Genomic DNA, 8,061 nt, shown 5'->3' with positions numbered 1-8,061 from the left:
GCCGGGTACGAACGACATGCCGGGTACCGAGGACAAGCTCCGCCACTACCTGAAGCGAGTGACCGCGGATCTCGGACAGACCCGTCAGCGCCTGCGCGACGTGGAGGAGCGCCAGCGGGAACCGATCGCCATCGTCGCGATGGCCTGCCGCTACCCGGGCGGGGTGGCCTCCCCCGAGCAGCTGTGGGACCTGGTCGCCTCGCGCGGCGACGCCATCGAGGAGTTCCCCACCGACCGCGGCTGGGACGTGGCCGGCCTCTACCACCCCGACCCGGACCACCCCGGCACGACCTACGTAAGAGAGGCCGGGTTCCTGCGGGACGCCGCCCGCTTCGACGCCGACTTCTTCGGCATCAACCCGCGCGAGGCGCTCGCCGCCGACCCGCAGCAACGGGTGCTCCTCGAAGTGTCGTGGGAACTGTTCGAGCGGGCGGGCATCGACCCCGCCACGCTCAAGGACACCCTCACCGGCGTGTACGCGGGGGTCTCCAGCCAGGACCACATGTCCGGGAGCCGAGTCCCGCCGGAGGTCGAGGGCTACGCCACCACGGGAACCCTCTCCAGCGTCATCTCCGGCCGCATCGCCTACACCTTCGGCCTGGAGGGCCCGGCGGTGACGCTCGACACGGCGTGCTCGGCATCGCTGGTCGCGATCCACCTCGCCTGCCAGGCCCTGCGCCAGGGCGACTGCGGCCTGGCGGTGGCGGGGGGTGTGACCGTACTGTCCACGCCGACGGCGTTCGTGGAGTTCTCACGCCAGCGCGGACTCGCACCGGACGGCCGCTGCAAGCCGTTCGCCGAGGCCGCCGACGGCACCGGATTCTCCGAGGGCGTCGGCCTGATCCTCCTGGAACGCCTCTCCGACGCCCGCCGCAACGGACATCAAGTCCTCGGTGTCGTACGCGGATCGGCCGTCAACCAGGACGGCGCGAGCAACGGCCTGACCGCCCCGAACGACGTCGCCCAGGAACGCGTGATCCGCCAGGCCCTGACCAACGCCCGCGTCACCCCGGACGCCGTCGACGCCGTGGAGGCACACGGCACCGGCACCACGCTCGGCGACCCGATCGAGGGGAACGCACTCCTCGCGACGTACGGAAAGGACCGCCCCGCCGACCGGCCGCTGTGGCTCGGCTCCGTGAAGTCGAACATCGGCCACACGCAGGCCGCCGCCGGCGTCGCGGGCGTCATCAAGATGGTGATGGCGATGCGCCACGGCGAGCTGCCCGCCTCCCTGCACATCGACCGGCCCACGCCCCACGTGGACTGGGAGGGCGGGGGAGTGCGGCTGCTCACCGACCCCGTGCCGTGGCCACGGGCCGACCGCCCCCGCCGCGCGGGAGTCTCCTCCTTCGGCATCAGCGGCACCAACGCCCACCTGATCGTGGAACAGGCCCCCGCCCCGCCCGACACGGCCGACGACGCCCCGGAAGGCGCCGAGGCCCCCGGCGCCTCCGAGGGCCTCGTGGTGCCGTGGGTGGTGTCGGCGCGTAGTCCGCAGGCTCTGCGCGATCAGGCCCTGCGTCTGCGCGACTTTGCCGGTGATGCGTCCCGAGCGCCGCTCACCGATGTGGGCTGGTCTTTGCTGCGGTCGCGTGCGCTGTTCGAGCAGCGGGCGGTGGTGGTGGGGTGTGAGAGGGCTGAACTGGTGGCGGGGCTTGCTGCGTTGGCCGCTGGCGAGGAGCACCCGGCTGTGACGCGGTCCCGTGAGGACGGGGCGGTCGCGGCGAGCGGTGATGTGGTGTGGCTGTTCAGTGGTCAGGGCAGCCAGCTGGTCGGTATGGGTGCTGGGTTGTATGAGCGGTTCCCGGTGTTTGCGGCTGCGTTTGATGAGGTGTGCGGCCTGTTGGAGGGGCCGTTGGGCGTGGAGGCAGGTGGGTTGCGGGAGGTGGTGTTCCGTGGCCCGAGGGAGCGGTTGGATCACACGGTGTGGGCGCAGGCGGGGCTGTTTGCGCTGCAGGTGGGGTTGGCCCGGTTGTGGGAGTCGGTCGGGGTGCGGCCGGATGTGGTACTCGGGCATTCGATCGGTGAGATCGCGGCCGCGCACGTGGCGGGGGTTTTCGATCTGGCGGATGCGTGCCGGGTGGTGGGGGCGCGGGCGCGTTTGATGGGTGGGTTGCCTGAGGGTGGGGCGATGTGTGCGGTGCAGGCCACGCCCGCCGAGCTGGCCGCCGACGTGGACGGCTCGGCTGTAAGTGTTGCGGCGGTCAACACCCCCGACTCCACGGTGATTTCGGGTCCGTCGGGTGAGGTGGCTCGGATTGCTGGGGTGTGGCGGGAGCGTGGGCGTAAGACGAAGGCGCTGAGCGTGAGTCATGCTTTCCATTCGGCGTTGATGGAGCCGATGCTCGGGGAGTTCACCGAGGCGATACGAGGGGTCAAGTTCCGGCAGCCGTCGATCCCGCTCATGAGCAATGTCTCCGGAGAGCGGGCCGGCGAGGAGATCGCAGATCCGGAGTATTGGGCGAGGCATGTACGCCAAACAGTGCTCTTCCAGCCCGGCATCGCCCAAGTGGGCGCAGAGGCGCGCGCGTTCGTCGAACTCGGCCCCGGCCCCGTACTCACCACCGCCGCCCAGCACACCTTGGACCACATCACCGAGCCGGAAGGCCCCGAGCCGGTCGTTACCGCGTCCCTCCACCCCGACCGGCCGGACGACGTGGCCTTCGCGCACGCCATGGCCGACCTCCACGTCGCCGGTATCAGCGTGGACTGGTCGGCGTACTTCCCTGACGACCCCGCCCCCCGCACCGTCGACCTGCCCACCTACGCCTTCCAAGGGCGGCGCTTCTGGCTGGCGGACATCGCGGCGCCCGAGGCCGTGTCCTCGACGGACGGTGAGGAGGCCGGGTTCTGGGCCGCCGTCGAAGGTGCGGACTTCCAGGCGCTCTGCGACACCCTGCACCTCAAGGACGACGAGCACCGGGCGGCTCTGGAGACGGTGTTCCCGGCGCTGTCCGCGTGGCGGCGCGAACGACGTGAGCGGTCGATCGTCGATGCCTGGCGGTATCGGGTCGACTGGCGGCGCGTCGAGCTGCCGACATCTGTTCCGGGCGCCAGCACCGACCCCGACGCCGATACCGGGCCCGGGGCGTGGCTGATCGTGGCTCCCACGCAGGGGGCGGGTAATTGGCCGCAAACCTGTGCCCGGGTGTTGGAGGAGGCGGGCGCGCCGGTACGTATCGTCGAGGCCGGCCCGGACGCCGACCGGGCGGACATGGCGGACCTGGTCCAGGCATGGCGGGCAAGCTGTGCGGACGACACCACCCAGCTCGGAGGAGTGCTCTCCCTGCTGGCTCTCGCCGAGGCACCGGCCACCAGTTCCGAGACGACTTCCAATACCAATACCAGTTCTGGTACCGGCTCTCTCGCGTCCCACGGCCTCACCGGCACCTTGACGCTGCTGCACGGTCTGCTGGACGCGGGCGTCGAAGCGCCTCTCTGGTGTGCCACGCGCGGCGCCGTGTCGTGCGGCGACGCCGATCCGCTCGTCTCCCCGTCGCAGGCCCCGGTCTGGGGACTCGGACGCGTGGCCGCTCTGGAGCATCCGGAGCTGTGGGGCGGCCTGGTCGACCTGCCCACCGACCCGGAGTCGCTCGACGCGAGCACGTTGTATGCGGTTTTGCGCGGAGACGGCGGCGAGGATCAGGTCGCGCTGCGCCGGGGCGCGGTCCTCGGCCGTCGCCTGGTGCCCGACGCGACCCCGGACGTGACCCCCGACGTGTCCGGAGGTGCAGCCTCCACCGACGCGACCTCCGGGGAGTGGCAGCCGCATGGTGCCGTCCTCGTCACCGGAGGCGTCGGCCACCTGGCCGACCAGGTCGTACGGTGGCTCGCCGCGTCCGGCGCCGAACGCGTCGTACTCCTGGACACGGGCCCCGCCGACACCCGTGGTCCCGGCCGGGACGACGACCTCGCCGCGGAAGCCGCCGAACACGGCACCGAGCTGACGGTCCTGCGGTCCCTGAGCGAGCTGACAGACGTATCCGTACGTCCCATACGGACCGTCATCCACACATCGCTGCCTGGCGAGCTCGCGCCGCTGGCCGAGGTCACCCCCGACGCGCTCGGCGCGGCCGTGTCCGCCGCCGCGCGGCTGAGCGAACTCCCCGGCATCGGGTCAGTGGAGACCGTGCTGTTCTTCTCCTCCGTGACGGCTTCGGTCGGCAGCAGGGAGCACGGCGCGTACGCCGCCGCCAACGCCTACCTCGACGCGCTGGCGCAACGGGCCGGTGCCGATGCCGCGAGCCCCAGGACGGTCTCGGTCGGGTGGGGCATCTGGGATCTGCCGGACGACGGGGACGTGGCGCGCGGCGCCGCCGGGCTGTCCCGAAGGCAGGGACTGCCGCCGCTGGAACCGCAGTTGGCGCTCGGCGCCCTGCGCGCGGCGCTCGACGGGGGCAAGGGGCACACGCTGGTCGCCGACATCGAATGGGAGCGGTTCGCGCCGCTGTTCACGCTGGCCAGGCCCACCCGTCTGCTCGACGGGATCCCCGCGGCCCAGCGGGTCCTCGACGCCTCCTCGGAGAGCGCCGAGGCCTCGGAGAACGCCTCGGCCCTCCGTCGCGAACTGACGGCCCTGCCCGTGCGGGAGCGGACCGGGGCACTTCTCGACCTGGTCCGCAAACAGGTGGCCGCCGTCCTGCGCTACGAGCCCGGCCAAGACGTGGCGCCCGAGAAGGCCTTCAAGGACCTGGGCTTCGACTCCCTCGTGGTCGTGGAGCTGCGCAACCGGCTGCGCGCCGCCACCGGGCTCCGGCTGCCCGCCACCCTGGTCTACGACTACCCCACGCCCCGCGCCCTCGCCGAACACCTGCTGGACAGGGTGCTGCCCGACGGCGGCGCGGCAGAGCTTCCCGTGGCCGCCCACCTGGACGACCTGGAGGCGGCCCTCACCGACCTGCCGGCCGACGACCCCCGCCGCAAGGGCCTGGTCCGGCGTCTACAGACGCTGCTGTGGAAGCAGCCCGACGCCATGGGGGCGGCGGGCCCCGCCGACGAGGAGGAGCAGGCCGCGCCCGAGGACCTGTCGACCGCGAGCGCCGACGACATGTTCGCCCTGATCGACCGGGAGTGGGGCACGCGGTGAGCGGGGTGGAGCGGGGTGTGGGGTCGGCGGGCCCTGTGGAACAGGGTGACGGACTCGCGGGCCTGGTCGAGCGGGCCGAGGCGCTGGCCGCTCTGCGGGGCGCCTTCGAAGACTCCCCGGGCACCGGCGGCAGCCTCGTCGTGCTCAGCGGCGCGGTGGGCACCGGCAAGACCGCGCTGCTGCGGGCGTGGGCCGACCGCATCGGCGCCGACGCCGACGCCCTCGTCCTGACCGCCGCCGCCTGCCGTGCCGAGCGCGACCTGCCGCTGGGCGTCCTGGAACAGCTGGTACGCAGCCCCGGCCTGCCCCCGGCGAGCGCCGAGCGCGCGCTGGCGTGGTGGGACGAGGAGGCCTCGGCCACCCCCGGAAAGACGGACGCCAGCGGGACGAGTGCCAACGGGACGAACGCCAACGGGACGGGCGCGGGACAGACAGGCGCGGGGCAGACGGGCGTGGGACAGACGAGCGCGGGCGGAGAGCCCGTCCTGGCCGCCTCCGCCCTGCGAGGCCTGTGCGAGGTCCTGCGGGACCTGCTCGCTGAGCGGCCCGTCGTGGTCGCCGTCGACGACGCGCACCACGCCGACGCGGCGTCGCTCCAGTGCCTGCTCTCCGTGGTGCGCCGGCTGCGGTCGGCACGACTCCATGTGCTGTTCACCGAGTACGCCCATCAGAAAGCGCAGAACGCCCTGCTGAGCAGCGAGTTCCTGCACGAGCCCGCCCTGCGGCGGATCCGCCTGGAACCGCTGTCGAAGGCCGGCGTGGAGGCCTTGCTCGCCCGGCACCTCGACGAGCGGACGGCACAAGACCTCACCCCCGCCGTCCACGGCATGAGCGCGGGCCACCCGCTCCTCGTACGGGCGCTGGCCGAGGACCACCGTGCGGCGGCCGGCGCCGGGGAGGCGTACGGTCGTGCCGTCCTCAGTTTTCTGTACCGGCACGAGACTCCGGTCATCCAAGTCGCCCGCGCCATCGCCGCGTTGGGCGCGCACGCCGGACCCGGACCGGTCGGGCGGCTGCTCGACGTCGACGCGGCGTCCGTCGAGCGGGCCGTGCGACAGCTGACCGTCGCGGAGGTGCTGCACGAGGGCCGCCTGTGCCACCCGGCGTTCGCGGCGGCGGTCCTGGACGGCATGCCGCCCGAGGAACGCCGCGCCCTGCACGGTCGGGTCGCCGACCTCCTGCACGAGGAGGGGGCGCCGGCCACCGAAGTGGCCGCCCACCTCGTCGCCGCCGACCGGACCGACGCCCCGTGGGCGGTACCCGTCTTCCAGGAAGCGGCCCAACTCGCACTGGACGAGGACCAAGTGGAGACCGGCGTCGACTATCTGCGCGCGGCCCATCAGCGGTGCCGGGACGCCGCACAGCGCGCCGCGGTCGTCGGCGCGCTCGCCGACGCCGAGTGGCGGCTCGACCCAGCAAAGGTCCTGCGCCACCTGCCCGACCCCGCAGCCGTGGCCTCACACACGGACCCTGCCGCCGTGGCCCCACAAACGGCCCCCGCCGCCGTGGCCCCACACACGGACCCCGCACCCACAGCCACCCCCACCCCCACCCCCACCCTCATCCCGACCGCCCCACCCCTCCCCACCCACCTGCTCTGGCACGGGCGGGTCGAGGAAGGCCTGGACGCCATCGGCACGCTCACCGGGCCCGGACCCAACCCGGCGGGTGCGCCGCCGATGAACCCCGCGGACCTGGACACCCCATGGCTGTGGGGCGCCTACCTGTACCCCGGGCACGTCAAGGAGCGCCTGGGCTCCGGCGCCCTGTCCCCGCAGCGCTCGACCCCGCCGGCGGTCACGCCGGAGCTCCAAGGCGCGGGCACGCTGATGAACGACCTGCTGCACGGCGGCGAACGCGACGCCACCGAGGCCGCCGAGCGCGCCCTGAACCGCTACCGGCTCGGCCCCCGCACCATCGCGGTCCAGACGGCCGCGCTGGCCGCCCTCACCTACCGCGACCGGCCGCACCGCGCGGCCGCCTGGTGCGACGGCCTCGTCGCCCAGGCCGACGAGCGCAACAGCCCCACCTGGCGGGCCCTGTTCACCGCGTGGCGTGCCCTGCTCCACCTGCGGCAGGGTGACCCGGCCGCGGCGGAACAGCGCGCCGAAACCGCCCTCGCCCTGCTCGGACCGAAGGGCTGGGGCGCCGCGATCGGCCTGCCGCTGGCAGCCGCCGTACAGGCCAAGGCGGCCCTCGGCGATGTCGACGGGGCGGCGGCCCTCCTGGAACGGCCCGTGCCCCAGGCGGTTTTCCAGACCCGCACCGGACTGCACTACCTGGCGGCACGGGGCCGCTATCACCTCGCCACCGGCTGCCACTACGCCGCATTGTGCGACTTCTACGCCTGCGGGACCCGCATGAGCAGCTGGGGCGTGGACCTGCCCGCGCTGGAGCCGTGGCGCCTCGGCGCGGCGGAAGCGTACCTGGCCCTCGGCGAAGCACTCCTGGCGCGCCAACTCGTCGACGGCCAGCTGTCGTTGCCCACACCTGCCGACGGCCGCACCTGGGGCATGACGCTGCGCCTGCGGGCGGCCACGTCCCCCGCGCCGGCCCGGGCCGAACTCCTCGACGAGGCCGTGGCGGTGCTCCGGGAGAGCGGCGACACCTTCGAGCTGGCGCGGGCCGTCGCCGACCAGGCTGTTGCCGTACGAGAAGGGGGGGAGGCGGAACGCGCCCGGCTGCTGGCCCGCAAGGCGGAGCTGCTGGCCCGGCGCTGGGGCAGCGCCCCCGCGCCCGCCACCGTTCCCGAACCGCCGGAGAGGCCAGGACCGGCCACTCCGGACGCCGAACTGACCAGTGCGGAGCGGAGGGTGGCCGAGCTGGCCGCCGAAGGGTTCACCAACCGGGAGATCTCCCGGAAGCTGTGCGTCACGGTCAGCACCGTGGAACAGCACCTGACCCGGATCTACCGGAAGCTCGACGTCAGGCGACTGGACCTCCAGGCAGCCCTCGGCTGACCTCCAGGCGGC

The 8,061-nt window shown here is 73.4% G+C and carries 2 protein-coding genes; both read left to right on the top strand.

Annotation, left to right across the window (positions count from 1 at the left end; translation table 11 throughout):
- Window positions 1-16: 16 nt before the first annotated feature.
- Window positions 17-5,089, top strand: coding sequence for a type I polyketide synthase (locus ACH4D5_RS06075; protein ID WP_398299963.1), 5,073 nt, complete (start codon window positions 17-19; stop codon window positions 5,087-5,089).
- Entirely contained in the window at window positions 5,086-8,049 is a 2,964-nt protein-coding gene (locus tag ACH4D5_RS06070; RefSeq protein WP_398299086.1) for an AAA family ATPase, read from the top strand. The genes ACH4D5_RS06075 and ACH4D5_RS06070 overlap by 4 nt, the downstream gene beginning before the upstream one ends.
- Window positions 8,050-8,061 lie beyond the last annotated feature (12 nt).

This window comes from Streptomyces sp. NPDC018029 (assembly GCF_044327655.1).
Taxonomy (GTDB): Bacteria; Actinomycetota; Actinomycetes; order Streptomycetales; family Streptomycetaceae; genus Streptomyces.
This window is presented reverse-complemented; position numbering and strand designations above follow the sequence as displayed.

Excerpts from the sequence above, each read along its gene's own strand:
- ACH4D5_RS06075 (WP_398299963.1), top strand. The coding sequence starts at position 17 with ATGCCGGGTACCGAGGACAAGCTCCGCCACTACCTGAAGCGAGTGACC.